Origin of the sequence: Nostoc sp. JL33, from assembly GCF_017114985.1 — a bacterium.
Taxonomy (GTDB): domain Bacteria; phylum Cyanobacteriota; class Cyanobacteriia; order Cyanobacteriales; family Nostocaceae; genus Nostoc.
This window is the reverse complement of record NZ_JABXKP010000039.1, coordinates 1-22,819: the sequence shown is the minus strand read 5'-3', so window position 1 is coordinate 22,819 and position 22,819 is coordinate 1. Positions and strand designations below refer to the sequence as shown.

Sequence of the window (22,819 nt, the reverse complement as noted above, 5' to 3'; positions counted from 1 at the left end):
GACGCGATAAATCGCCGTCTCTACAAAGGACTGATTGTTGTAAAGACGGCGATTTATCGCGTCTTTGCGATTAGCGGCGTGTCATCAAAAAACCTTATCCAAACCGGATTGGGGTAACTCCGACTTTGCGCTAAATCCTCCACTCAAAGATTGCTGAATTCTTCTTTGCTTAACCGATTGGAACCAAGAACATTCGCGCCTCAATCGCTTCCCAAGTTTGGGGTGACACCTGCACAGCCGCTTGTTTGCACTCGATTATCAGATGATTAGCGTAGAGATAATCGCCGAGTGCTTTCACTTCTTCCTCAGATAAGTTGACCATTTCTGGATTGAGATTGAAAGCATTAACTAAAGTTTTTTGGAGGCGTTCAGCAAATATCAGACGCGCTTTTCGTAGCTGTTGATCATCAGTAACTTTATCTCTGAGTGCTTCTAGTCGAGCAATCAGGACAGTAAAGTTGATGTTATTGAAGATTTTTAATTTTTCAAGTTCACGAGAGTAGTTGATAGCTTTAGCGATGTCGTTGGCGTTGGCGATATCGTTGGCGTTGACGATCGCGTTGACATAGGCGATCGCATAGGCATAGGCATAGGCTCTGGCGTTGGCGTAGGCGTTGGCGTAGCTGTAAGCGTAGCTGTAAGCGTAGGCGTAAGCGTAGGCGTTGGCGATCGCGTTGGCGTTGGCGTAAGCGATGGCGTTGGCGTTGGCGATGGCGTTGGCGATGGCGTTGGCGTTGGCGATGGCGTTGGCGATCGCGATCGCAGCTGCACGTTTACTCACAGGCTTATAATTACCTTCATCTCCAACTGTTACCTGTTCTGCCCAGTTTAATAACGCTTGCAACTTCGGTGTATTAATGTACTTTTGCACTTCTGTTTCCATCAACAGCACTAACTCATCTGCACCACCTCGCATTAACCCAGCTACTAGTAAAAACACTTCTTTCCAGCGTGTATCTATAAGATGTTCAGTAACTAATTTTTCAACTTGACGATGGTGATTAATATATTCTGCTGTTAAATATTCTTGTAGTGTCACATGAGAAAACGAGTAGATATCCCTTGCTCGTTCTACTAAAATTCCCTGCTGAATAGCTATAGCATTTATAACTGTCTCAGCATCTAAATCTTTGGGTGCATTGTCGTTATTGTGCAGAAACTCTTTAATTTGACTCACAAGTTCTTGGTGAGATAAGAGTAGCCGTTGTGATTTAAAGCTGTAATATGCAATCTCACTTAGTATAATCTTCTCTAAATCGATGTCAAGCTGACGATAAGTGGGATCGGTTTGAATGCGTTTTTCAGCTGCCCATTTTTTGAGTAATATATCGATAGCATCACTGTAAACCGTAGCTCGGTTTTTAGGCAAGTCTTGAGATTCGTCATACACTAAACAGAGAAAAGTTAACAATACAGGAGATCGAGCTAAATCTTTAGTTGATTCTTGGGTGTTAATTAACCCCCAGCAATTATCAGCAGTTCCGGCTTTTCTATCTACCTCTGAAGAAAACCAATTTTGAATAAACTGCTGAATTTGAGCATCATCAAAATCTACAATCCCAATTTCGATCAAATTCCTAAACTGCGATTTATAAGCAGCAGTCCGGCAAGATAGAATAAACCTATTTTCTTTGTATTGCTCAACAAAAATTTGAATTTGCCTAATTAATAATTCGCTGTTTACGGTTGATACTTCATCCAAACCATCTAGCAAAATTAATAACTTACCTTGTTGTAAGGCTTTGGTAGTAAATTCTGCCTCAAATGGCAACTGACACAATCGCATTTCTTGTCTGATAGCTTCTTCAAGATTAATTTCTCTATCAGTCAATAGTTTTAATTCAATGAAAGCCGGAATACATTCATGTTCTAATTCACCAGATTTTCCCTTGAGTGCTTCTAATCCTATCTTCCGCAAAAATGTAGATTTACCTGCACCTGCTGCCCCAAGTACCATCAGATATTGCTGCTGATTGGCAACTTTAATGCCCTGTTGCTGATCAGCATCTTCAGGCTGAAATTCGCGTTTTCCAGCTTCGCAAAAAAGATTGTCTAAAGCTTCAATTGATTCCAATCGCCAAATATCACTTGGCTGCAAATATTGCACAGCTATGTAGATTGAATCCAAATCTACAGGTTGTTGCATTCCCAATATTTGCAACTTGTTATGGCGTCTGTGGTAGTTAATAATATATTGCTCAGATGCTTGATAAATTAATTTTGTGGTTTTCTGATCTAAAGGGCGATCAAGTGTATTGATATAAATATCAGCAAAATGTTTAATCGCTGCATCTGGTACAACTTCCGGGGGTGCAATCAGCTGATCTAAAGTGACATGGTTAACTCCAGACAGTGCTAATGAGCGCAAAATCGCATCAGCCGAACCTTCTACAACCACAACGCTGCTGAGTTCACCTCCAACAGGTTTCAAAGAAAGTTGCTGGAGTTCTTCGATAGTATCACACAGCACTTCGGTTAGTTGGCTTTTACGCTGATCAATTAATGCCTGTCGATAAGCCTCAGATGATGTAAATTGCTGAGGTTCCGGCGATGAATTGCTAGCATTTAATCTAATTTGATTTTCATCCCCTAAACTCATAATTGCTCGAATCACTTTATTTCCCTTAGCTTTCATCAGTACTTCTTTAAGCAGAGGGTCAATTTTGGCAATTTGACTTTCGTTAAGTTTCATAGGGCTGCGGTTACCTTAATTAAACCTTTACCTTGGCGTTCCTTGTCATGTCCCAAATCTTTACAACTTGTGAACAGTGCGTCAATTAAATCCAATGCTGGAATTTGCTTACTATACTTCTCTAAGATTAACGCTGCTATACCAGAAAAGATTGGGGTTCCGATTGAAGTTGCATCCCAAGATTCATAAGCACCACCTTAAACTGATGGATAAACTCCTTTCCCAGGAGCAATCAAATAGGGAACATCTTCCAACCAGTCTTCAATTTGTTGGTATACTGGATTTTAGTACCAAAAATTTACAACTTCTGCAACTTGTGCGTCACGACTTCCCGGTGTAAATTTTTTAGATTCAAGTTTTAGCGATCGCTAAAAAATGTTGATTTGGGTCGAATAATCTAAACGCTGATCAAACACTTCTCACTATAGCCCTACTTAATTATTTGTGAACAACGAGATCCCCGACTTCTTAGAGAAGTCGGGGATCTGAGTCTTGTGATTTGAAGGAAATCAAATAGGATTTGCTATATATTTAAAGGGGTCTAGGCTAAGTAGACTGGTTGAACCAAGAATCTGCGTGGCTTTGAGCTAGGAGAGTGGCAACCATTCACAGTTAATAACAATTATTATTTAAAGTTATATCTCAACAATTGCAGATACGTAAGGGTAGCTGGTAGTAGATATCGCCACTGTAGTCATCATCCAAAAAGGAGTTAGGAGTCAGAACATAGAATTTTGCTGACTCTCTGAACTTCTGATCTACAATATTCTTACTTATTGTCTTTGGGTAGCGATCGCTAATTTTGTCCCTTTAACCTGACGAACCCGATCCATCACAGCCACCACCCGACCATAATCAACTTTTTCATCAGCATTAATAATCACTAACACTTCTGGGTTAGAACCAACTAAAGTCCGCACTTGCGCTGTCAAATCATCAACTGCAATTGGTTTACGGTTCAGGCTTACCTGTTCTTTTTCATCTACCGTAATCGTAATTTTAGTGGGAACTTGCTGTTGTTTCGCTGTGCTGGCCTTCGGTAAATTTACTGGTAAACCTTCTGAACGCGTTAAAAACAGAGTTGACATGATGAAAAATGTCAAAATTGCAAAAATCACGTCAATTAGCGGCACAACGTTGATTTGTAGTGGAAGTTCTGGTTCATCTGGTAGACGCATACGTTTTTTCTCCTCGTTGATAACGACGGCGGTAGAGTAATTCTAGTTGTCCCCCATACTCCTGAATTAGTGCGATTTGCCGTTGGTACAATCCCCGAAAGGTATTGGCAAACACGAGTATGAATATAGCAACGACCAATCCTGATGCTGTTGCTACCAAAGCTTCACTAATCCCAGATGTCACATTTGTGGTTTTACTACCTCCCACATCACCAAGGTTTAGAGAAGCAAAGGAGGCTATTAATCCTAACACAGTGCCGAGAAGACCCAACAGTGGCGCTAGACTAATGATTGTCTCGAAAATGTTTTGGAAACGTTTTAATACAGGTATCTCAGCCTGCGCTTCGCTTTCTAATGCCAAACGAAATTCCTCTGGATTTGGCTCCTCTAATTCTAAAGCCGCCAGAAAAATCCGGGCGAGTGGCAAATCTGCGTTTTTTTGAAGTTTCTCCATTGCACCAACAACATTATCGAGACGGTAGAGATTCAAAACATCTCGCACCACCCGGCTTTGACGCTTATTAATCCGTACCCAAAAGCTGATCCGCTCGATGATCAGTGCCCCACCCAATACCGAAAATGCCAACAGGGGCCACATGACCACACCGCCTGCTGCAAACAAATTCTGAATTCCCATGTAGTGCCTCTATAACGTCATCCACAATACAAAATCAGACTACCAGAATCTAGAGGAAAGCTGAAAGTTTTTCTCAATAAAATATAAAATATAATGATAATTTTTTCAAATGTAATGCTGATAATTTTTATTTAATTGTTCATTTCTTTACATAAATTAATTTTATTTAATTGAAACAAAAATTAATTTTGTCCAAAAACCATGATATTGGTGGTTTTAAAAGATGTTTTTGCTAGTGCAGGGTTCCGTAAGGCTATCCGAATAAATTTTAATTGTTGACTTGATATTTGTAACCGTACATTCTAATATGACTGAATTAGTGAGAATAGGTAGCAATAGCTATGAGCTTTTCCGGCATTACTGTCGAGCAACGTTCCAAAGAAGTTGAGGCTCTCAAGTCTTTTCTGACTTACAGTCTGATCGGTTCACTGGCGCTGCATATCGGCGTACTGTCCTCAGGCATAAGTAATTATTTTACGAGAGTGCCCACACCAGAAGATGACGCAATAGAGTTGGCGATCGTAGATTCTCCGACTGCGGAACCAGAAAAACCAATTGCACAGATTCCAGAAGAAATAAAAAAACAACCAGAAGTTGTCCAAAAACAGTCTATAGAAGCTCCACCAGTAGAAAAAGTTCAGCAGCAATTTGAACAGATTACAGCAGTCGCTCAGAAGCCACAGCCGACAAATACACCGCCAAAAGCAATTGCTACCAAGCCAGAAGTTCCTGTGAAATCTGCACCGATTCCACGAGTAGCACCAGAAGTTCCTGTGAAATCTGCACCGATTCCACAATCATCTCTATCTGAAGATTCCAAAGCAAGTTCGACGGGTGGCGGTGGTGGTGGTGGCGGCTCTGGTGTTGGTTTAGGCTCAGGTAGTGGTATTCCTGTAGGTACAAGCAGCAGTACTGGGACTGGTACTGGGACTGGTACTGGGACTGGCGGTGGCATTGGCACTGGGACTGGTACTGGTACCGGTAGCGGCATTGGTAGTGGAGTTGGCAGTGGAACTGGTAGTGGTATTGGTAGTGGAACTGGCAGTGGTATTGGTAGTGGTATTGGCAATGGAGTAGGAAACCGTCCGACAGTAGCAACAGCGCCAACAGCACCAACACCTCCAAAAATTAACAGTTCAGGTGATGGTAATGGTCGTGCAGCCTGCCGCGAATGTAATGCCAAGTATCCAGAGGCAGCAAGACGGCGAGGAGTCGAAGGCAGAGTAGAAGTAGCTGTCGATACTGATGCACAAGGCAATGTTACCAATGTGCGGATTGCTCGCTCCAGTGGAAACCGCGAATTAGATGAAGAAACCGCCAGACAAGCGCGTGAGTGGAAATTAAAACCCGCAGAAGGTGGTAGACAAGGAGTATCTATAGCCACTGAATTTGCCATAAAAGGTTCACGGCGATCGCGCCAAGTTCAAGAACGGAAAACCCAAAGAGAAGCAGAACAGAGAACTCAGCAGGCAGCAACTACTGCCAACTCCACAGAGGAAGCTCCAAAACGACGTAGGCGCAGAGAGTTGACACCCTCATCTAATGAAGCTACAGCCACAAGACCAGCAATATCTGGATTTAGTCGCCGACTGGAACCTCAAACAGGGGGAAGTCCTGCTACAAGCTCATCATCTGAAGCTAGGACAACTCGCACTCAAGGAAGTGCAAGTGATTCCTTACGCCCCATCGCGCCGGAACGAGCGGCTACCGATTCATCACAAAAGCCACAAGTAACCACAAATCGGCGGCGGCGAAGAGATAACACTAGCCAGAACAAGTTGCGGGACTCTTTGCGCCGTATACGCCAACAACCTCAATCGCAACCTGCTGCTCCCAGTCAGGAGTAGTATGTTAAGTTAAGTTTGATAGGTTTGTAGCCAGCGCTAAAGCACTCAAATCAAACTCTTGGAGAGTTCACAAGCGATCGCGTCGAACTGCTCAATTTAGTTTGCGCTCAAGCTGCCATTTCTCTGGAAAATGCTCAACTGTATGAGCGATCGCACAACTATGCCCAACAGCTAGAGCAGTCATTGGATGAGTTGAATACTACTCAGTCTCGCTTCTACAATCTACCGATATTACGCTGACCAACATTGTTCTCGACAAGAAGGCGGTAATTCTTGGTAATGTGCAGGATATCAGCGAACAGCAAGCTGCACTTCGTGAACGCAAACGGGCAGAGCAAGAACTGCAAAACGCCCAATTACAAATGGTGCAAAGTGAAAAAATGTCTGCACTGGGTAACTTAGTTGCTGGTGTAGCTCACGAAATGAATAATCCCCTTGGGTTTATTGCTGCCAGTCTTAAACAAGCTAAACTAACGTTTAGTGATATTATCGAACACTTAAAACTCTATCAATCAAGCCTCCCAAATGCGAGTGATGAAATCAAAGACCACGCCGAAGAAATCGACTTGGATTATAGTTTAGAAGACTTGCCGAAGATAATTGATTCGAATTTATGATAATAGTACGGAGGATTTTGCTAGATGTCCCAGTGTTGCTTTAGATGGAGTGGTGGGATCTGGAAATTCAGCAATTAACCAATCGCCAATTACGGGAGAATTTATCCCTGAAGATAAAGAAATAAGCGATCGCATTTTTGTGGGAACATTAAATCAAACTGGCTTTTTAGAGGTAAAAGTCACATACACTGCTGATCAGACAACAGTGGCAAAAATTATTCATCTAGTTGAAGTTGTTCAAGGAAGCCGCGCACCTTCTCAGCAATGGGTAGATAAGTTTGTCGAAGTTTACACTCCCATTATAAAAAATCGCTGCTCAAAATTGGTAATGGTGATATAGTTACTCCAATCGGTTCTGATGGGGAGCAGCCATCGGACGCAAGGGGGAAAGTCCGGTGTAAATCCGGCGCTGTCCCGCAACTGTAAACCGATTTTAGATTTTAGATTTTAAATTTTGGATTAGGAAGCCATCTGAAAATCCAAAATCTGAAATCCGAAATCCAAAATTGAGTGAGTCAGGATGCCCGCCGGTTAGAATCAATTCGTTTACATAAATCTGCGAGGTACAGATTATGAAAAGAAAAAAACAGGCGTTAGTTAGTCTAACGCTGATGGCAGCTATCAGTTTTTATCTAGTTGTTGGTTTACCCAAACCCGCCTACGCGATGCACATTATGGAAGGTTTTTTACCAGTCCAGTGGGCAATTTTTTGGTGGATTGTGGCATTACCATTTTTTCTACTAGGATTGCGTAGTCTGACTCGGATTACCCAAGCTAACCCGGAACTGAAACTACTGCTGGGCTTGGCTGGTGCTTTTACTTTCGTGCTGTCAGCGTTGAAAATCCCTTCCGTCACCGGTAGTTGTTCTCATCCTACGGGGACAGGGTTAGGTGCGGTGCTGTTTGGCCCCCTTGCTATGTCGGTTTTGGGTAGTTTAGTATTGTTGTTTCAAGCTTTGTTACTAGCGCATGGCGGCTTGACGACGCTGGGTGCAAATGCTTTTTCGATGGCGATCGCTGGGCCATTTGCGGCTTACTGGATATATAATCTGACAATAAAGTTGGGTGGTAAACAAAAAATTGCCATATTTCTAGCAGCTGCGATCGCCGATTTACTCACTTACGTTATCACTTCTATCCAACTCGCCCTAGCTTTTCCTGCACCTGTTGGTGGGTTTATTGCTTCCTTTACCAAATTCGCTGGAATTTTTGCCATTACTCAAGTTCCCTTAGCAATTAGTGAAGGATTGCTAACTGTGTTGGTATGGAATTGGCTGCAATCTTATAATCCTCAAGAATTGGAATTGTTGAAATTAATCAAACGAGGAAGTGGCAATGAGTCAATCTAAAAAAGGGTTGAGTAACTGGGTGTTGGTGGTAGCTGTATTAGCTTTAGCAGTTGCGCCGTTAATATTTGTACGTGGTGGACAATTTGCTGGTTCCGATGATAATGCCAAAAAAGCTATTAGTGAAATACAACCTGGATATAAACCCTGGTTTAAATCATTTTTGGAGCCAGCTAGTGGTGAAATAGCAAGCTTATTATTTGCCTCGCAAGCAGCTTTGGGTGCTGGAGTAGTCGGTTATGCAATTGGGTTGTATAAAGGACGTTCCCAACAACAAAAACGTGAAGAATGAGCCTACAACTAGACACTTTAGCTTACACTAATCGACTGCGAAAATTGCCACCAGAACATAAACTGATTTTTGCATTTACTGCTCTTGCTATTTCCCTTGCTACCCATCCGCTAGTGCAAATATTGATGGCGCTTTGGATGGGTGTTTGGACAGTTATTTATGCAAGAATTCCGGCTGGTATTTATTTCCGGTTGTTATTGTTCACCATAGTTTTTTGTTTGACAAGTTTACCAGCGCTAATGGTGAATGGAGTTGGCATCGCTGATTTGCAAAGCGTACAATTAGATTCGTGGTATGGACTAACTCTCGGACACTTCTATATTTATATCAGTCATAGTGGCAGTATCCAAGCATGGGGAATTTTAACCAGAGCATTAGCCTCTGGTTCTTGCTTATATTTTCTCATGTTAACCGTCCCTTTTACAGAAATTTTACAAACTCTGTGTTACTTGCGATTTCCAGCGCTTTTAACGGATTTGTTATTACTAATGTATCGGTTTATTTTCATTCTGCTGAACACAGCCAATGAATTATGGACAGCCCAAAATTCCCGTGGTGGCTACATCACTTGGCGTAGTGGTATGAAAAGTTTAGCACTACTAATCGGACAACTATTACAGCGAACCTTGCAACGATATAGTCAGTTCTCTCTCGGACTGGAAGCACGCGGTTTTATGGGTGAATTTCGAGTTTGGCATCCTCGCCGCTATCGTCCCCAAAGGCGATATATCATCGAAGCAATTTCTGGCTGTGTAGGATTAATAGGATTAGAAATTTGGCGAAATGCAGGAATATTTACTCGAATTTGAGCAGGTATATTACACCTATTCAGGCGCACAGGAATCAGCTTTGAATGGTTTAACCCTGAAAATTCCATCTGGCAAGAGGTGTGCATTAATTGGTCAGAATGGTTGTGGGAAAACGACACTCTTCTTATTAGCCAACGGTCTATATAAACCTGATTCTGGCATTGTACGTTGGCGTGGTGAACCGTTAATTTATAACAGAAATTATCTTGGTAGCTTACGGCAGAAGGTTGGACTAGTATTTCAAGATCCAGAACAACAATTAGTAGCTTCTACTGTTGAAGAAGATATATCTTACGGTTTGTGTAATTTGGGTTTACCAGAACCAGAAATTAAAGACCGAGTAGAGCAAGCATTAGTTGAATTTGGGTTGACTACTTTAGCAGAAAGACCAGTGCATCATCTGAGTTTAGGACAAAAAAAGCGAGTTTCTATAGCTGATGTGATGGTATTGCAACCGGAACTGTTGGTGTTAGATGAGCCAACTGCATATTTAGATATAAAACATACTCGGAACTTGATAGCAACCCTGAAAAAAATTCATCAAGATGGAACTACTTTAGTAATGGCAACCCACGATTTGGATCTAGTTTATCGTTGGGCAGATTGGGTTTTTGTCATGGATAAAGGGCGACTGATGCTAGAAGGTAAACCACAAGATGTATTTAGCCAGCGTACACTTTTAGAAGAGTTAGAGTTGGGCGTACCATTGATGTATGAGATGTTATTTGATGGGCTATCTGCTGAGGAAGAAGTAGTTATAGAACGAGTCCGAAAACGGATATTAGAGCTATTTCGTAATTTTTTCTGAATAAACGTCAATAATTAAGGTAGATGGCTAACTTTTGGTTGCTCGAAGTAGCCATACGCCATCTGAGAAACTTGACGAATAAAAGCTGTTGCTCTCTCGTCATTATTCGGTCTTCGCACGAAAATTCCTGCTAAATAACGCTTACCTGATGGTGTTTCAATGATACCCGCATCTCCCAGTACAAACCTCAGAGTACCTGTTTTGTGAGCAATACTTGCCCCATAACCCAAACCAGACGGAAGTAAGCTTCTATTATGGCAACGAATCATGATAGCTAAAACTTGAGAGCGACTTCTATGAGAAATTAACTGATTATTTGTAATCAAAGCTGACAATCGTACTAAGTCTTTGGCACTAGTTTTATTAGTTCCTTTAAAGTCTCCTAACATATTGTGAATCACAGTACTTTGTAATCCCCAAGTGCGAAACCTCTGATTTAAATTTGCCTTACCACCTAAACGGTCGATAATCATATTTGTAGCGGTATTATCGCTAATAGTCATCATTTTAGTTACAGTTTCCAAAAGACTAATCTTAGTTCCCACGCGCCGATACTGCATATCTCCAGAACCACCAGTAACGTGTTTACGTTGCATCACCAATGTTTCACTTAGTTTGATTCTCCCTGCATCTATTCCCTGAAACAAAGCAATTAAAATAGGATACTTAATTGTGCTAGCGGCGGAAAAAGCTTGACCGCCATTGATATTTAAATAATCCCCTGTTTGTAAGTCCATAAAAAAGATTCCCGCAGTCAGGAATCTGTAGCGAGCAATTAATGCTTTAATTGGAGTTTGTAGTTCCGAAATTTCACGCCCTAGAGGAACTATACCAGTGTATTTAGGAGTATCTGTTGGGTTGATAAAATCGCTTGAGGGAGTTGGGGGAATGAATTTAAGTTCTGGTAGCTGTAAATCTGATTGATTTCCACTCCCGCCATCTGCGCTGTCAACTTGATTCGTGTTGGAATTCGCCTTTACTGGCGACGACAATAGAAGAATACTTGTGAGACTAAGTAATAACCAGCGTGGTTTCATGTAGGGCTGTGAGAATAGTGTTGGATTGGCTTACAGAGATTTCCAGACAAGTAAATGAAATCCGGATTGATTGACATAATATTCACTAATATATCCCATGTCAATAGAGATAGATAACATAAATTACTACAAGTTGGGGAATAAAAATTATGAATTCAAATCAGAAGATGAGATAAATAAATTTACATATATGTATCCCATCAATTACTGATGTATTTATACAAATAGTCAGAAATTAAGATTGTAGTTTGAGTTTTGCTTGCAGTGATTTATACATACTAGTTGGGGATGAATAAAGCACCCGTAATTGAACCGATTAAAGAAATACAGAATTAATAATTTTCCCTACACTGTAAACTCTCACAGATGGGGGGAGTGAAAAACTACTACTTAATTAGGATACAGCAACATTCTTGAGGATGGTCATCGGCCCTTGGGCTTTGAGAATCTCCATTTCTGCTGCATTCCGCACTAGCAAAGCACCAGCGAATCCTAATGAATTCACAGAGATAGACTGGAAATGCTCCTGCGATCGCGGTACGATCAACATCCATTCTCGTGTCGCTAGCAGATTGTAAGCACAAGATTGCCTTGCATCTAAACCCACAGCATGTCGCAAGGTGCGATAAACTTCCAGTGTTCCTTGGCCTGCTGTGAACGGGGACTGCACCCAATTAGAATTTAGTGGTGCGAAAGCGTGTATAAAAGGAAGTTTTGGTATGGAGTTCGAGTTCTGAAATTGTACTGATGTGAGCAGAGGTTCAATAGGTATCTGCGGCCCTAGAGGTGCAAGTGGTAATGGCACTAATTGCAAGTGCTTGTGTCGCTGACTCGCACCTGCGGTTTTACCACTGTTGTAAAATGCTAAACCATCAAAATCAGCTAAACATGCCCACATAGCTGTAAAATCTTCCAGAGTCAGCAAGCTTTCCTGTTCCTCGAAGGCACGGGTGATGATTAGCAGGTGATAATCAACAACGTTGAATTTATTTAAAATACATACACGGGTATCGGAGATATCCGCCACAAATAAATCCTCTTCGTAGGGCAAAAAAGGATTAAACTCTTGACCAGAAGTAGCAGATTGTTTTTCCTGTTTCTCCTTGGCTGCTTTTTTGCGAGTCAGGGTAGACAAAATCCGCACTAAAAAGCGCACGTTATCCTGTTCGACAAATTCAAATTCCGTCGGGATTGACAGCAGCGCCCCGCATTGCAAAGCATGTTCCGTCTGCTCTTTGACACTTGTCCATAAAGTACCAGGCTTAAGTAAGATTTTCCCCTGTGCCATTTTTATTCCTTCAGGCATGGTGAAATATTTTAACAGTTTTAATTTCTTGTAGCATGTTAATTAGAATATTTACAAGGCGGTGGTTACACCCTGGAAGAACCTACCTATTGCTGCGTTATATCGCCAAGCCTGGCGATATAACGCTGTTCAGGAATTTATCCAGGCTATCTAAAAACAACTTGTGTAATAAAGCAAACATTTCACAGTAACGCAATACCTCTGCAACAAAACTGTCACAAATAATATCTACATTAGTAATACATCTAAATATCCTTCCAGAGAGCAATGCAAAACCAATCTCGCGATCGAGAACACCCATCAAATAGCATTTTATCCAACACTGCTGATGCCAAATACCATAATCGAGCACCCTGGAAAAAGGCTGCCGCCTCTCTATCGCTGGTGCTACTGGGATCGGGTATGACATTAGCAGGCGGCTATATGGCTGGACACCCTCAGGAGGTGTCTCAGGGTGCATCTAATTTGGCAGTGAGTCGAGTCAATGCTGCTCCTCCATTGCCAGCCGCCACAGATCCTAACTTTGTTACACAGGTTGTGCAAAAGGTCGGGCCAGCTGTGGTGCGAATTGACTCTTCCCGAACCGTAAAAACCCAGGTACCAGATGAATTTAACGATCCATTTTTCCAACGCTTCTTTGGCTCTCAAATACCACAACAACCACAGAATCGGGTAGAACGGGGTACTGGTTCAGGTTTTATTATTAGTGCTGATGGTCGTATTCTCACTAATGCCCACGTAGTCGATGGTGCTGATACAGTAACAGTAACACTCAAGGATGGGCGTAGCTTTAAAGGTAAGGTCTTAGGAAAAGACGAGTTGACCGATGTTGCTGTTGTCAAGATTCAGGCAGACAATCTACCGTTAGTAGCCTTGGGTAACTCAGATAAACTGCTACCCGGAGAATGGGCGATCGCGATCGGCAACCCCCTTGGATTAGATAATACAGTAACTACCGGAATCATCAGTGCTACCGGACGCAATAGCAATCTAATTGGCGCTCCTGATAAGCGAGTAGAGTATATTCAAACTGACGCAGCGATTAATCCCGGTAACTCCGGTGGGCCCCTGCTAAATTACCGTGGCGAGGTGATTGCCATGAATACAGCCATTATTCAAGGGGCACAAGGATTAGGCTTTGCTATTCCTATCAACACAGCCCAACGCATTTCCAGTCAACTAATAGCTACAGGCAAAGTAGAACATCCTTATCTGGGAATTCAGATGGTGGGATTAACGCCTCAGCTAAAACAAAATATCAACTCAGATCCCAATAGCGGTTTGAGTGTGAATGAAGATAAAGGTGTATTAGTTGTGAAAGTTGTGCCAAATTCACCAGCTGCTAAAGCAGGGATACGTGCTGGGGATGTGATCCAAAAGCTTGGCGGGCAAGCAGTCACAGATGCCAGCAGTGTTCAAAAAGCAGTAGAAAATAGCCAAGTCGGGGGCGATTTACGTATGGAATTACGTCGCAATGGGCAAAGTCTTAACATAGCTGTACAACCTGGTGCTTTCCCCACACAAGTGCAGTAATCGCTGTGGTGAGCCGTTTTGTTTGAGTAGTAAATGAGTAGTCTCAAAAATCTGGGGCTTGTGATCAAATTCAAGAAAACAAAGAAGGCTCAAAATAAAGCCGTCCTACTAATGACAGGAGGGCTTTATTTATTGGTATACATTTACCACGGGCGATCGCAAGGTCTACGTGCATCATCAATGAGCCTGAAACAAATACGGGATTTTTCTGATGTCTTCACCTAGAGATTCCGCGTATTTGTATTGTACTACCAACTCAAAATTCATTATGCAGCTTACGCTCGTCCTTGAGCTACAGATTGCTTTATTTCTTGCATTCCTCTTACTGGTTATATGCATTATCAAGCTTTTGCTTCAGAGGAAAGCTTTGTATCTGTACCAACAATCAACAGAACAGTTTAAGCAGTCCATAGACCAATACCAAAAATCTGTAGAGCTTTTCAGACAAGCTATAGATGAGTACGAATTCCTACTTAAGGAACATGGGATAGATACATCAAAACTAAAAACTAAAGCTCCCTAGCAAGTAATATCTCCACCAGGGTTCCCATTCAAAGTAACTCAGGAAGGAATAGACATTAACAACAAGTATCTGCACAGTGAATTAATTGCTCTAACCAACAACGTAAACACAGCTAATCAATTACTGACAAAACAGCGGCAATTATACCCTGGTAAATCTGAGAACTGGGTTTTGAAACAAGTTATTAGTGACTTGAAGCTCAAAAAACCACAGGAACAAATACATTCAAAAACACCACAAATACAAACCGAAGTTTCTCTGTCTCCACCCTTGGATACGCCATTACCAGACCTGAAAAAAATGAAGAGGCAGCCTAGTAAACCAAAAGGAGTGCCCAAGAATAATCCATTGTACAAAGAACTTCTTAATTTACTCAGTGGCAATCAAGAAATTGCCAATCGGTTAATTACACGTCAACAACAATTAAATCCAGATAAATTAGAGAACTGGATTTTGGAAAAAGTTGTTGGCGACATAAAACGTGATCGGCGTGTTTGACGAACTAAGCGATCGCCCGTAATAAAAATACAATAAAATCCTAGTTTGTAGTGAGCGATTTATCGCTTCTTCAAATTTATCAGGACTAAAGTCCTGACTACAAACTTTAATTTATTTTAGGACTTACGCAAAATATCTCTGAAACTCTGATTTCTCCGTGTACTCTGTGCCTCTGCGGTTCGTTATTCCGTAACTGATGCGTAAGTCCTATATTTATGCCTAGCAAGAAGTGCAACTGAATTTTAAGCTAGAGCTACTGCTGGTTGCTGCCAACGTCCCACCGCCTTACCAATTACTGCTAATTCTTGCATCAAGTTATCGAAACGGTCTGGTGTCAGAGATTGGGGCCCATCGGATAAAGCTTTGGCAGGGTTGGGGTGAACCTCTATCATCAGGGAATCTGTGCCAGCTGCGATCGCAGCCATTGCCATTGAAGGCACAAACTCAGACCAACCTGTGCCGTGGCTGGGGTCAATCATAATTGGCAGGTGAGTCAGCTTTCGCAACACTGGCACTACTGATATATCTAAAGTATTCCGAGTATACTGACGGTCAAAGGTGCGAATTCCCCGTTCGCACAAGATCACATTGGGATTGCCAGCTGCCAAAATATACTCGGCCGCCATCAACCAATCTTCAATAGTAGCTGCCATTCCCCGCTTCAAGAGAACTGGTTTCGCCTGCGCCCCGACTTTTTTGAGCAAGGAGAAATTCTGCATATTTCTTGCCCCAACCTGGATCACGTCAGCAATTTCAACAATTTTATCCAGGTCAGCCGCATCCATCACTTCTGTAATAATACCTAGTCCGCTGACTTCCCGCGCCCTCGCCAACAAATCCAAAGCACTTTCGCCGTGTCCTTGGAAGGCGTAAGGTGAACTCCGGGGTTTGTATGCACCTCCGCGCAAAAATGTGGCTCCAGCCGTCTTGACGCGCCGCGCCGTCTCCACAATCATTTCTTCATTTTCTACAGAGCAGGGGCCGGCAACGACTACCAAAGGGTGGTGTTCACCAAATACCACCGCTCCATTGGGAGTATTAACCACCACTTCTGAAGCTTCGCCGTGGCGGTACTGGCGGCTGGCTCGTTTATAAGGCTGCTCCACCCGCAACACCTGCTCAATCCAGGGGCTAACTTCCTGAATTTGTAGTGGATCTAAGCTGGCGGTTTCACCTACTAGACCAATAACTACTTTGTGTTGACCAACAATTTTTTCTGGAGTTAGCCCCCAGCTAGTTAGTTCCTCATCAATGCGGTTTATTTCCGCCTCTGGGGAACCACTTTTCATTACTATAATCATGTGAAAGTTCCTGATTAATTGAGTAAAATTTTCTGTAAATGGGCTAACTTTATTGTTGCCTATTAGCCTAATTATGAATAGTTCAAAATAAAATTTATTTACAAAATATAGCGCTCAGTCAGTAGTTTTACTACTAAATAACTGAGTATGGGGTATAAAAAAGATTATATAATTTTAATTAGTAATGTTGAAGTTATAAAATTTCAACTTCAACATTCACGGGTTCGGCACTTCCTTCTCCCAAGGGGAGACGCTGCGCGAACAAGTCGGGAAACCCGCCCAACGGAGTGCCTCACTTCTTCATTTACCCAATACCGCAGTTACGTAATACCTGAGCGCCGTTCATTATGAGTTTTTTTGCCGAGTTTCGCGCCAAACTGCCACCATCCGTCCCCAATTGGTGTTGAACTCACCCAAGCCCAGCAAAGTTCCAACTCTTTCTTCATCCCAAGAGGCAGAGAGAACGCCATAAGTTATCCCTAAGACCCCCAAACCAAATAATCCCATGTTCACCAATAACACGGCGATGGGAGGTAGTTGGATGTCGGAGTAGATAGCAAGCAGATAGCTGACAACCAGGGTAGTAATGCCCAAAGCTGTCGGTACACCACAAAATCCAGCTACCCGTCGGATCATCCTCTGGCTGACTACTTGGGGAATAGTCGTCTCTTCTTTGGTGTAAGGCGTTTTTCTATCAGCCTGTTTGCTAGATTCTTGTGGCTGTGCTACTGGTTTACTTTGAGTTTTTGCTGGTTTTTGGCGCTTTTTGTTTGGTTCAAAGGGTAAGCGACTGCGTTCAGATTCTTCAGCAGACATAAGCGGTAGTCCCTATCCACGAATACCGAGGCGAGCAATCAAAGCTTGATACTTTTCCCGGCTTTCCTGCGATATGTAGGCTAGAAGACGCTTACGCTGACCAATTAGCTTCAACAGTCCTCGGCGGGAAGAATGGTCTTTTTTATTTGCCTGGAGATGTTCGCTGAGGCGGTTAATGCGCTCAGTTAACATGGCAACTTGGACATCGGACGAACCGGTGTCGGTTTCGTGAACTTGGTAGTTGGAAATTATTTCTTGTTTCCGCAGTTGCGTCAGAGCCATGATCGATTCAATTTCTAGTTTTTCTAAATGTGTGCAGCAGTCTCCCATAATATCACAGCCATCAAGCTGGATGTGGAATCATCTTTGCTGCTACGCCTTGCACTCTAGGAGACTAAGTAAGTCAGGAGCCAGACTCCAGTATTCTCTGGTGGTAAATCGAGCCTTCCCAAAACCAGAATATATCTTTCATCAGGCTGGTTTACTATAGCGTAAGTTTAGCAGGGGTGAGAGTTTGTTTATCAATGAAGCGATCTGCTATTGAATCGTTGATCGAAGCTTTCAGATTACCACTCATGAAGACTAATAAGCTGTTGGACATAAAGGTTGCATATTACATGGAAGTAAAACTTTTGTGGGGTGGGACGGAAAGCCCGCCTTGGTTATGCAAATTAAAAGTACATTAACTTAACTATAGTTGTTACTTAGCCAACAAGTAAGTTTCAAAGATAAATACGTCTTTAGAGCGCAAAGTGTCATCAGTGGAATCCTGTCAATGCGTCGTTTATACTACAGCTTCGCTCTACCTATTTCAATGGTCAACTTCCTATCTAATGTTTTTGCAAAAATGGGATACTCCCGTTGATACCCCTTTGAATTTACTTAATTTGGGAGTTTTTTATAAGATAGAAGATTTATTTTCTGTTGCTTCAATAAACGCCTCAAACTGACCATTAGGCGTCCATTGAATAGCTCCATCTCTTCCTGTAAAAAATAGTTTTGTTTGGCTTTTATTCAGTTCAGATAAAGCTTTTGGATCAAAGTTGGCAGAAGAAGCGATCGCCACTTGTGGTTGCAGAGCAATAACTAAATCTTTTAATGACTGAGGGGAACACCACAGCACTTGTGGACGAGGCAAACTCCCACTTTTAACTAGTTGCTGTACCTCTTTAGGCTTGATATTACCTACTAATAACCAATTCTGATCTAAAATTTGCAATTGTAAGATAGGTAATTGATCGTTGATTAATTGTGCCACTACTGAACCCGTTTTCACAACTTGACCAACTGCCAGAGGTTCGTAAGAACCCTGATACTTTTGTAATCCTTGTATAATTGCCTGAGTTGCAATGGAATTATCTGGCTTAGGGGAATATTCATAAAAATTTTTAATTGGTAAACGTTGCAGTAATTCCAACCAAGCATTACTTTCATTGCCTTGGAAATCAGTTGCGATCGCCCAATTGATTTGATTTACACCCTGCTGTTGCAAAAACGGTAGGATTGTAAAACGTCCTGTACCTTCATCGCCACTATTAATTACAGTTACTGTACCTCTATCTTGAACAATTACAATTGGTTCCGTACCAGATTCTAATACCGTTATCCTAAACAATGTATTTGTAGAATGCCAAAGGGGGATGAATACTAAACCAACCGCAATCACATTAGCAAACCACCACCGCCTCTGCCACCAAGGCACTAACCAAACCAGTAGAATCAGTACATAAATCGCCAGAAGCTGCCAACTAGATATGCTGCCTACAGCAACAGAATTTCCTGGCAACTTGCTAAAAAATTCCACTAGTTTAATTAGCCAATCAGTGGGGTAATGCAACACACCAGCGAGGAAGCTTCCTGCCTCAGTCCAAATTAATGCTGCGATCGCACTGATGATTCCACCTATACTAATGATCGAAATTAATGGAGTACTAGCCACATTCAGCAACAAACTATAAGATGGTACAACCCCAAAGACAAAAAGTTGCACAGGTAAAGTCCAAATCGTGGCAGCTAGAGGAACGGCAATCAAAGCAGCGATCGCAGGTGGTAGCCATCCTAGTCGATTGACTAATGCAGGTACTGTTACGACTAACCCCAGTGTTGCTAAAAAACTCAATTGAAAACCTAAATCCCAAATCCATAGAGGATTAAATACTAACAATAGAGTTGCGGCTAATAGTAATGAGCCAAACTGTTTTACTTTTCTTTTTAATAGCAGACCAATTAATGCCGCAAAACCCATAATTACGGCTCTGAGAACCGCAGGTTGAAAACCTGTTAAACTTAAAAAAATAATTAAAGCCAAAAAGCCAAGGGTAAATTGCGTTCCTTTTTTTGCCCGCCTCGTTAACTGTAAGATCACACTCAAAATCAAGGAAGTTTGGAACCCGGAAGCTGCTAAAGCATGAGCTAATCCTGCTTGTATAAATAAGTCGCGGATATCGTAGGGTAAATCAACAGCTTTGCTACCTAAAACCATTGCACTGACAAGAGGGCCTTCAGGGATACCCAACCAACGAACTTGCGATCGCACAATTCGCTCCCGGATTTTCCACCATCCCCATTTACGTTCCTGATCCAAAACATTTATCTGTCGCCCAATTAAACCGGCAAACGTTCCTTCTTGCTTGAGAAACTTCTGAAAGTCGAAACCACCAGGATTGGAAGCCGCCTTTGGTTTGTACAAAATGCCAGTCACAGCAATTTGTTGACTAGGGTATAACCCAGTAGCCTGAAGTATAGGCACTGTCACATACAATTTGCCTGTCACCCCTTTTGGGACACCTGCTGAACCTTTTTCATTTTTGACCTCATCTAGCTGAGTCGCTTCCAGCCAAAATTGTCCCCGTTGGCTGCGAGTCAAGCGGGGATTACTCGCCACTACGCCACGAACAATCACAAGTTGTTCTTGATTATTGCTATTTCCAGGCGGAACGAACTGACTAATATCTTTTGCACCTGGTTGCGGCACTCGCCATTGAAGATATAGAGTTGCCAATAATCCCACTAAGCCGGCAGCTAGCCATATTCGAGGATGGGCAGTATGCCAAGTGTTAGGCACTATCTTATTTTTGCTTCCAGCATTTTCTGGTTTCTGAGCAAGTTGCCGTGAAGTGGTGCGTCTTCTAAAAAGAATTGCTCCGCTTATCCCCAGAATCAAAATCCACACACCACCCCAAGGAACTGCTGTAAACAGCAACCCGAAAATGTAGCCAAGACAAATAATTACACCACTGGTTTGAATCATAAGATTTTTGTAAAAGCACCTGACAGCCCGAATTGGCAGCTGGCTTAAAAATAGCTACCGCAGCAATAGAGAAAAATCGGCGTTGCTGAATTTGGCTATGAAATTCAAAAATCAAATATTCCAAACTCTTACTATCTGCACTTGGAGCGCCTCTGCGTGAGCTTTTCATCTCTTTAATCAGCAACGCCGAAAAATTTTTATGCTTGTGCTGAAGTATACTCCAATACAGTTCAGTTAAGCATTGCTTTATTCTCTTTGCGTCTAAATTAAAAGTTGTTTGGGTAGATCAGCGCTATTCGGGAGAAAACATTTGAACGATTACCGAAGCGGTGGATTGTGGAAAGGACATTCGGCTGGCTCAATCGATTTCGGCGTTTGAGTAAGGATTATGAGTTGTACACACAGATAAGTGAAGCAATGATTTATGGCTCATTGATTCCTCTGATGGTAAAGCGAATGCCAGCTTAAGCTTTTGTTTAGGAATCAGATATAAATATAGTTCATCAATTTATACAAATAAAGCCCGCACAGGCGGGCCTTATACTTGTAGCCTTAATGTTCTAGACTCAAGATTTAACGGTATTTTTGACCTTTAGTAATAGCTGCATCATCAAAATATGCCCAACTTAGAGAATGCAAAATCAAGGGTTTGCTAACCTGCAAAGGCAGGTTTTATCTGTGTAGTCGCGACTTATAATCGCCCAGGCGAGTAATAAATTCGACTTTACAAACATCCTCTTCCTGAGTCAAGTAAAGATAGGACTTACGCAAAAAACCTCTCAAACTTTTCTTCCTCCGTGTCCTCTGCGTCCTCTGTGGTTCGATTTCCCCTTACTTGTGCGTAAGTCCTGAAGGAGCATCTGGATGCCCTGCATCCTTAGACACATCAACTCTTCTAGCAAAACAATGAAAGTATTACCCAAAGAACAGTAAGAGACAATTGGATTGAACCTCGCATGACTTTTAGTCATGCGATGGAAAGCTTCAACGATCTCCGCCTGGAGTAATCCAGGTCTTATGAGTTCTCCACAGGCGTTTAAAGCCTCCGGCACACCGACGGCGGCTACCCTTATTTTAACACGATTCCACTCAAATATAGAGATCCTAACTCATGACTAGAAGCTCGCACAAGAGTGCGGCTTGTAGAAATCAAAAACAGCCAATCAATAACATATTGGAAACAAGATTTAACTGTAGACTCTGAAACAGGCTGTGGCAAGACTGGCAGTGCAAAAAGTGCTACATAACTGGCTATAAAACAGGTGGCTGTATGACTGGTTTTAAATCTTTCAGCAACGGAAAACCTAACTTCTCCCTTTGCTCAACATATAAATGAGCTACTTTCCTAGCCAAATGCCGAATCCTGGCAATATAGCGAGTTCTCTCCGTCACCGAAATCACACCTCTAGCATCCAGCAGATTGAACGTGTGCGAACACTTCATTACATAATCTAAGCTAGGCAAGACTAATCCTCGCTCCGTCAATTGGGTAGCTTCCTGTTCATATAAATTAAATAGTGTTAGCAGCATCTCAGGATTCGACGCTTCAAAGTTATAGATACACTGCTCAATCTCACTTTGCAGGAAAACATCTCCATAAGTAATGTTGTCTGTCCACTGGATCTTTGTAAATGCTTCTACTTGCTGGAGATACATTGTTAGCCGCTCTAACCCGTATGTAATCTCAATTGACACCGGACGGCAATCAATTCCTCCACACTGTTGGAAGTAGGTAAATTGAGTAATTTCCATCCCATCTAACCATACTTCCCACCCAGTACCCCAAGCTCCCACCGTCGCATCTTCCCAGTTATCCTCTACAAACCGAATATCGTGGTCTTCAGGACGAACACCTAAAGCCCTTAACGAATCAAGATAAATCTCCTGTATATTATCTGGCGACGGTTTGATTAGGACTTGATACTGATAATAGTGTTGGAAGCGGTTCGGGTTTTCGCCGTAGCGTCCATCCGTCGGGCGACGACACGGTTCAACGTAGGCAACAGCCCACGGTTCTGGTCCCAATGCTCTTAAAAATGTCTGGGGATTCTTAGTACCTGCCCCCTTCTCAATGTCGTAGGGCTGGGCTATAAGACAACCGCGATCGCCCCAAAACTCATGCAATAAACCTATTACCGACTGAAAATTCACGCTTCACCCTTCCTTACTCAGCACAGTGCATAAACCATTGTTGCCTACAACCGGGCACTGTGGGCAGTTTCAGGAGACTCAAAAGCAGTCCAAAATATTTTTTGGAAAAATAGTTGACACATAAAGATAGGTTCGTTATATTGAATAAGTGCCTGAGAGAGAAGCCAAACAAGAGCGA

The 22,819-nt window shown here is 42.3% G+C and carries 18 protein-coding genes, 3 pseudogenes and 1 riboswitch; of the genes and pseudogenes, 11 read left to right on the top strand and 10 right to left on the bottom strand.

Features of this window, described 5'->3' with window-relative positions; all coding sequences use genetic code 11:
• Nucleotides 1-169: 169 nt before the first annotated feature.
• The 3 genes from HWQ23_RS10065 to HWQ23_RS10055 form a co-directional block, all read right to left on the bottom strand.
• Nucleotides 170-2,692: an NACHT domain-containing protein gene (locus HWQ23_RS10065; RefSeq protein WP_292827201.1), complete on the bottom strand. Its 2,523-nt coding sequence runs from the start codon at nucleotides 2,690-2,692 to the stop codon at nucleotides 170-172.
• Between the two features lie 773 nt (nucleotides 2,693-3,465).
• Nucleotides 3,466-3,870, bottom strand: coding sequence for an ExbD/TolR family protein (locus HWQ23_RS10060; RefSeq protein ID WP_292827198.1), 405 nt, complete (start codon nucleotides 3,868-3,870; stop codon nucleotides 3,466-3,468).
• A complete protein-coding gene (locus tag HWQ23_RS10055; protein WP_292827195.1) occupies nucleotides 3,854-4,507 on the bottom strand; it encodes a MotA/TolQ/ExbB proton channel family protein in 654 nt (217 codons plus the stop codon). Before HWQ23_RS10055 ends, HWQ23_RS10060 begins: the two co-directional genes overlap by 17 nt.
• Before the next feature lie 341 nt (nucleotides 4,508-4,848).
• Here HWQ23_RS10055 and HWQ23_RS10050 point away from each other — a divergent pair, with 341 nt between their 5' ends.
• From HWQ23_RS10050 to HWQ23_RS10020, 7 genes and pseudogenes are all read left to right on the top strand, one after another.
• Nucleotides 4,849-6,354: a TonB family protein gene (locus tag HWQ23_RS10050; protein WP_292827192.1), complete on the top strand. Its 1,506-nt coding sequence runs from the start codon at nucleotides 4,849-4,851 to the stop codon at nucleotides 6,352-6,354.
• A 60-nt stretch (nucleotides 6,355-6,414) separates the two neighbouring features.
• A pseudogene (locus HWQ23_RS10045) lies at nucleotides 6,415-6,962 on the top strand (hypothetical protein); the annotation flags it as partial.
• 43 nt (nucleotides 6,963-7,005) lie between these two features.
• A pseudogene (locus tag HWQ23_RS10040) lies at nucleotides 7,006-7,275 on the top strand (P-type ATPase actuator domain-containing protein); the annotation flags it as partial.
• A 29-nt stretch (nucleotides 7,276-7,304) separates the two neighbouring features.
• Nucleotides 7,305-7,517, top strand: a riboswitch (cobalamin riboswitch).
• A 26-nt stretch (nucleotides 7,518-7,543) separates the two neighbouring features.
• Complete coding sequence (locus HWQ23_RS10035) at nucleotides 7,544-8,320, top strand: energy-coupling factor ABC transporter permease (RefSeq protein ID WP_292827189.1); 777 nt, start codon at nucleotides 7,544-7,546, stop codon at nucleotides 8,318-8,320.
• Nucleotides 8,307-8,609 (top strand): energy-coupling factor ABC transporter substrate-binding protein, encoded by a 303-nt coding sequence (locus tag HWQ23_RS10030; RefSeq protein WP_292827186.1) that lies wholly within the window; start codon nucleotides 8,307-8,309, stop codon nucleotides 8,607-8,609. The genes HWQ23_RS10035 and HWQ23_RS10030 overlap by 14 nt, the downstream gene beginning before the upstream one ends.
• Nucleotides 8,606-9,418 carry a cobalt ECF transporter T component CbiQ gene (cbiQ, locus tag HWQ23_RS10025; protein ID WP_292827183.1) on the top strand — a complete coding sequence of 271 codons (813 nt, stop codon included), beginning with the start codon at nucleotides 8,606-8,608 and terminating at the stop codon, nucleotides 9,416-9,418. The genes HWQ23_RS10030 and cbiQ overlap by 4 nt, the downstream gene beginning before the upstream one ends.
• Nucleotides 9,393-10,226 (top strand): energy-coupling factor ABC transporter ATP-binding protein, encoded by an 834-nt coding sequence (locus tag HWQ23_RS10020; RefSeq protein ID WP_292827180.1) that lies wholly within the window; start codon nucleotides 9,393-9,395, stop codon nucleotides 10,224-10,226. The genes cbiQ and HWQ23_RS10020 overlap by 26 nt, the downstream gene beginning before the upstream one ends.
• Before the next feature lie 14 nt (nucleotides 10,227-10,240).
• On the opposite strand, the gene HWQ23_RS10015 is transcribed toward HWQ23_RS10020, so the two are convergent.
• Both HWQ23_RS10015 and HWQ23_RS10010 read right to left on the bottom strand, forming a co-directional pair.
• Nucleotides 10,241-11,263 (bottom strand): serine hydrolase, encoded by a 1,023-nt coding sequence (locus HWQ23_RS10015; RefSeq protein ID WP_292827177.1) that lies wholly within the window; start codon nucleotides 11,261-11,263, stop codon nucleotides 10,241-10,243.
• Between the two features lie 394 nt (nucleotides 11,264-11,657).
• A complete protein-coding gene (locus HWQ23_RS10010) occupies nucleotides 11,658-12,551 on the bottom strand; it encodes an ATP adenylyltransferase family protein (protein WP_292827615.1) in 894 nt (297 codons plus the stop codon).
• Nucleotides 12,552-12,836: 285 nt separating this feature from the next.
• On the opposite strand from HWQ23_RS10010, the gene HWQ23_RS10005 reads away from it, so the two are divergent.
• The 3 genes from HWQ23_RS10005 (at nucleotide 12,837) to HWQ23_RS09995 (ending at nucleotide 15,123) form a co-directional block, all read left to right on the top strand.
• The gene (locus HWQ23_RS10005; protein ID WP_292827174.1) at nucleotides 12,837-14,102 is read left to right on the top strand and encodes an HhoA/HhoB/HtrA family serine endopeptidase; all 1,266 of its coding nucleotides are present in this window, start codon (nucleotides 12,837-12,839) and stop codon (nucleotides 14,100-14,102) included.
• Nucleotides 14,103-14,135: 33 nt separating this feature from the next.
• Nucleotides 14,136-14,327 carry a hypothetical protein gene (locus HWQ23_RS10000; protein WP_292827171.1) on the top strand — a complete coding sequence of 64 codons (192 nt, stop codon included), beginning with the start codon at nucleotides 14,136-14,138 and terminating at the stop codon, nucleotides 14,325-14,327.
• A 469-nt stretch (nucleotides 14,328-14,796) separates the two neighbouring features.
• Nucleotides 14,797-15,123, top strand: coding sequence for a hypothetical protein (locus HWQ23_RS09995; RefSeq protein ID WP_292827168.1), 327 nt, complete (start codon nucleotides 14,797-14,799; stop codon nucleotides 15,121-15,123).
• A gap of 242 nt (nucleotides 15,124-15,365) precedes the next feature.
• Here HWQ23_RS09995 and aroF read toward each other — a convergent pair whose 3' ends face one another.
• The 4 genes from aroF to HWQ23_RS09975 all read right to left on the bottom strand — a co-directional run bounded on the left by aroF (nucleotide 15,366) and on the right by HWQ23_RS09975 (nucleotide 20,490).
• Entirely contained in the window at nucleotides 15,366-16,424 is a 1,059-nt protein-coding gene (aroF, locus tag HWQ23_RS09990) for a 3-deoxy-7-phosphoheptulonate synthase (protein WP_292827165.1), read from the bottom strand.
• 345 nt (nucleotides 16,425-16,769) lie between these two features.
• Nucleotides 16,770-17,240, bottom strand: a complete 471-nt coding sequence (locus HWQ23_RS09985) for a PAM68 family protein (RefSeq protein ID WP_292827162.1) — start codon at nucleotides 17,238-17,240, stop codon at nucleotides 16,770-16,772.
• 12 nt (nucleotides 17,241-17,252) lie between these two features.
• Nucleotides 17,253-17,522: a 30S ribosomal protein S15 gene (gene rpsO, locus HWQ23_RS09980; protein WP_196526018.1), complete on the bottom strand. Its 270-nt coding sequence runs from the start codon at nucleotides 17,520-17,522 to the stop codon at nucleotides 17,253-17,255.
• Between the two features lie 616 nt (nucleotides 17,523-18,138).
• Nucleotides 18,139-20,490 carry a ComEC/Rec2 family competence protein gene (locus HWQ23_RS09975; RefSeq protein WP_292827157.1) on the bottom strand — a complete coding sequence of 784 codons (2,352 nt, stop codon included), beginning with the start codon at nucleotides 20,488-20,490 and terminating at the stop codon, nucleotides 18,139-18,141.
• 303 nt (nucleotides 20,491-20,793) lie between these two features.
• Between HWQ23_RS09975 and HWQ23_RS09970 the strand changes: the two are divergent.
• Nucleotides 20,794-20,958 (top strand): annotated as a pseudogene (locus tag HWQ23_RS09970) (transposase); the annotation flags it as partial.
• 783 nt (nucleotides 20,959-21,741) lie between these two features.
• Here HWQ23_RS09970 and glyQ read toward each other — a convergent pair.
• Complete coding sequence (gene glyQ / locus HWQ23_RS09965) at nucleotides 21,742-22,641, bottom strand: glycine--tRNA ligase subunit alpha (protein ID WP_292827154.1); 900 nt, start codon at nucleotides 22,639-22,641, stop codon at nucleotides 21,742-21,744.
• Nucleotides 22,642-22,819: the final 178 nt, after the last annotated feature.

What these genes read in the sequence shown, in the direction of transcription:
- HWQ23_RS10035 (WP_292827189.1), top strand. Translation starts at nt 7,544, where the DNA reads ATGAAAAGAAAAAAACAGGCGTTAGTTAGTCTAACGCTGATGGCAGCT.
- HWQ23_RS10010 (WP_292827615.1), bottom strand. Translation starts at nt 12,551, where the DNA reads ATGGCACAGGGGAAAATCTTACTTAAGCCTGGTACTTTATGGACAAGT.
- HWQ23_RS10020 (WP_292827180.1), top strand. Translation starts at nt 9,393, where the DNA reads ATGCAGGAATATTTACTCGAATTTGAGCAGGTATATTACACCTATTCA.
- HWQ23_RS10005 (WP_292827174.1), top strand. Translation starts at nt 12,837, where the DNA reads ATGCAAAACCAATCTCGCGATCGAGAACACCCATCAAATAGCATTTTA.
- cbiQ (WP_292827183.1), top strand. Translation starts at nt 8,606, where the DNA reads ATGAGCCTACAACTAGACACTTTAGCTTACACTAATCGACTGCGAAAA.
- HWQ23_RS10030 (WP_292827186.1), top strand. Translation starts at nt 8,307, where the DNA reads ATGAGTCAATCTAAAAAAGGGTTGAGTAACTGGGTGTTGGTGGTAGCT.
- HWQ23_RS10015 (WP_292827177.1), bottom strand. Translation starts at nt 11,263, where the DNA reads ATGAAACCACGCTGGTTATTACTTAGTCTCACAAGTATTCTTCTATTG.
- aroF (WP_292827165.1), bottom strand. Translation starts at nt 16,424, where the DNA reads ATGATTATAGTAATGAAAAGTGGTTCCCCAGAGGCGGAAATAAACCGC.
- HWQ23_RS09975 (WP_292827157.1), bottom strand. Translation starts at nt 20,490, where the DNA reads ATGATTCAAACCAGTGGTGTAATTATTTGTCTTGGCTACATTTTCGGG.
- HWQ23_RS10000 (WP_292827171.1), top strand. Translation starts at nt 14,136, where the DNA reads ATGAGTAGTCTCAAAAATCTGGGGCTTGTGATCAAATTCAAGAAAACA.
- rpsO (WP_196526018.1), bottom strand. Translation starts at nt 17,522, where the DNA reads ATGGCTCTGACGCAACTGCGGAAACAAGAAATAATTTCCAACTACCAA.
- HWQ23_RS10065 (WP_292827201.1), bottom strand. Translation starts at nt 2,692, where the DNA reads ATGAAACTTAACGAAAGTCAAATTGCCAAAATTGACCCTCTGCTTAAA.
- HWQ23_RS10050 (WP_292827192.1), top strand. Translation starts at nt 4,849, where the DNA reads ATGAGCTTTTCCGGCATTACTGTCGAGCAACGTTCCAAAGAAGTTGAG.
- HWQ23_RS10060 (WP_292827198.1), bottom strand. Translation starts at nt 3,870, where the DNA reads ATGCGTCTACCAGATGAACCAGAACTTCCACTACAAATCAACGTTGTG.
- HWQ23_RS10055 (WP_292827195.1), bottom strand. Translation starts at nt 4,507, where the DNA reads ATGGGAATTCAGAATTTGTTTGCAGCAGGCGGTGTGGTCATGTGGCCC.
- HWQ23_RS09985 (WP_292827162.1), bottom strand. Translation starts at nt 17,240, where the DNA reads ATGTCTGCTGAAGAATCTGAACGCAGTCGCTTACCCTTTGAACCAAAC.